This is a genomic window from Neorhizobium sp. P12A (assembly GCF_008365395.1).
GTDB lineage: Bacteria > Pseudomonadota > Alphaproteobacteria > Rhizobiales > Rhizobiaceae > Rhizobium.
Genome location: NZ_QOVX01000059.1, coordinates 1 through 2509, shown reverse-complemented (window position 1 = coordinate 2509; position 2509 = coordinate 1). Strand labels below are relative to the sequence as shown.

The window sequence follows — 2509 nt, the reverse complement described above, 5'->3', positions numbered from 1 at the left end:
GTAAGCGCGTAGGCCATCCCACGTATCTTTCGGACTGCTGATCGGCGATTTTCTGCATGAGTCATGCGGAGAGTCCTATGAGTGATAGTGTGAATCAGCCTCGAACCTTTGAGATTTTGACCGCGGAGCCCGTGCGAAGACGACGCAAGCCGCGGGACTGGTCGGATGACGAAAAGGCGCGGATCGTCGCCGCGACGCTGCAGCCTGGGGCCAATGTCTCGGCGGTTGCCCGGTCTGAAGGCTTGGATCCCTCGCAGCTTTATGGGTGGCGTCGCAAGGCACTGGCATCGGGCGTTGTTGCACCCCTGACAGAGGGAACGGGCAATCAGATCAAGTTCGCGCGCGTTGAAACGGTAAGCAACGGCTCGGTCGATATTGTCATTGCGGATATGGTCGTGCGCGTCGGCGGCGATTTTGACGCCGATCACCTGGTGAGGGTTCTACGGGCGGTTCGCAAGGCATGATCGCTTCGGGTGTGGTGGTCTATGTGTCGTGCCAGCCGGTCGACTTCCGCAAGGGGGCCGCCTCGTTGATGGCGCTGGTGCGGGATGGCGGTCTCGATCCCTTCAATGGCGCGCTTTACGTCTTCCGCTCGAAACGGGCCGATCGTATTCGCATTGTCTGGTGGGATGGCAGCGGGGTCTGCCTCTATTCGAAAACCCTGGAAGATCAGGGCTTCTGCTGGCCGGGCATATCGGCGGCACGGATCCGGCTGGACCATTCTCAGCTGATGGCGTTGCTGGCCGGAATGGATTGGAAAAAGATCCGCCCGGCCAAGGTCAGGCGACCCTTGTTGACGGGCTGACAGCGCCTGCGGCAAGATGAATCATGCCGCTGTAATGGTTGGGAAAACGGCTGTTTTTGTGCTCTACTCATTGCCATGGATTTGCCCCCTCACGACCTGCCGGACGACGTTGACGCGCTGAAAGCGATGGTCCTCGCGATGGCGCGCGAGCAGGCTGCGAAAGAAGCCCGACTGAAGGCCGCTGAAGCTGAGATCGCCCGGTTGGAGGCGGTGGAGAAGAGCGCCAACGAGCGGATTGCCAACCTCACATCGATCCTGAAGGTTCTGCAGCGTACCCAACATGGCACCCGTTCCGAGCGACTGCGCCGTGGTGTCAATGACGAGCAGGTGTCCTTTGCCTTCGAGGAAGTCGAGACCGGCCTTTCGGCAATCCAGAGCGAGCTTGATCACGCGGCCAAGGACAAGCCGAAACGGGCAGCACGTCCGCGCAAGGGTTTTGCCGCTCATCTCGAACGCATCGAGGAAGTGATCGAGCCGGAGATCCCTGCTGAATACGTGGGCTTGGAAAAGGTCCTGATCGGTGAGGACCGCTCCGAACGGCTGGATGTCGTGCCGCCGAAGTTCCGGGTCATCGTGACGCGCCGCCCCAAATACACCTTCCGCGGCCACGATGGCGTGCTCCAGGCTTTGGCACCGGCGCACATCATCGAAAGCGGCCTGCCGACGGAGCGGCTGCTCGCCTATATCGCCGTCTCCAAATACGCCGACGGCCTTCCGCTTTACCGGCAGGAGGCAATCTATCTACGCGACGGGGTCGAGATCAGCCGATCGTTGATGGCCCAGTGGATGGGGCATCTGGGCTTCGAACTTCAGATTTGCGCCGATTACATCCTTGAGCGCGTCAAGGAGGGTGAAAGGATCTTCGCCGACGAAACGACCTTACCCACTCTTGCGCCCGGTTCGGGGAAAGCGACGAAGGCCTGGCTTTGGGCTTATGCTCGCGATGATAGACCCTATGGCGGAACCAGCCCGCCGATGGTGGCCTATCGGTTTGAGGACAGTAGGGGCGCTGACTGCGTGGTGCGTCATCTCGCCGGATTCAGCGGCATCCTGCAAGTTGACGGCTACTCGGCTTATACCAGTCTCGCCAAGACGCGTGCCAAAGACGGCAGCAATGAAACGATCCGGCTCGCAGGATGCTGGGCGCATCTTCGCCGCAAGTTTTACGACCTTCACATCAGTGGTGTCTCAAAGGCTGCAACGGACACGATCATCGCGATGACCGAGCTGTGGCGCATCGAGGATGATGTCCGCGGTCGGGATGCCGACAGCCGTTCCATGCTGCGTCAGGAAAAATCTGCAACAATCGTCTCCGAACTCTTTGATCTTTGGGAGAAGGAGCTGGGCAAGGTCTCTGGCAAGTCCAAGACCGCCGAAGCAATCCGTTACGCGCTCACCCGGCGCGAAGCACTGGAGCGTTTCCTGACGGACGGCCGGATCGAAATTGACTCCAATATCGTCGAGCGCGCGATCAGGCCCCAAACAATTACGAGAAAGAACAGTCTATTCGCCGGCAGCGAGGGCGGTGGACGGACTTGGGCGACGCTGGCCACGCTTCTCCAGACGGCCAAAATGAACAAAGTCGATCCGCTCGACTGGCTTTCCCAGACCTTGACCCGCATCGCGAAAGGCTGGCCAGTATCCGAGCTCGAGGCACTTATGCCATGGAACTTCAAGCCTGACGCCATCGGCTAACCGCTTACG

3 protein-coding genes are annotated in these 2509 nt (G+C 60.0%); all 3 read left to right on the top strand.

The genetic code is table 11. The annotated features are described in order from the left end of the window. The first annotated feature begins 77 nt into the window (after window positions 1-77). Window positions 78-464 carry a transposase gene (locus DTW90_RS36805; protein ID WP_132521865.1) on the top strand — a complete coding sequence of 129 codons (387 nt, stop codon included), beginning with the start codon at window positions 78-80 and terminating at the stop codon, window positions 462-464. Beyond that, window positions 461-805 (top strand): IS66 family insertion sequence element accessory protein TnpB, encoded by a 345-nt coding sequence (gene tnpB / locus DTW90_RS36800; RefSeq protein WP_112969780.1) that lies wholly within the window; start codon window positions 461-463, stop codon window positions 803-805. Before DTW90_RS36805 ends, tnpB begins: the two co-directional genes overlap by 4 nt. Before the next feature lie 75 nt (window positions 806-880). Then, window positions 881-2500 carry an IS66 family transposase gene (locus DTW90_RS36795; protein ID WP_132521869.1) on the top strand — a complete coding sequence of 540 codons (1620 nt, stop codon included), beginning with the start codon at window positions 881-883 and terminating at the stop codon, window positions 2498-2500. The last annotated feature ends 9 nt before the right edge of the window (window positions 2501-2509 follow it).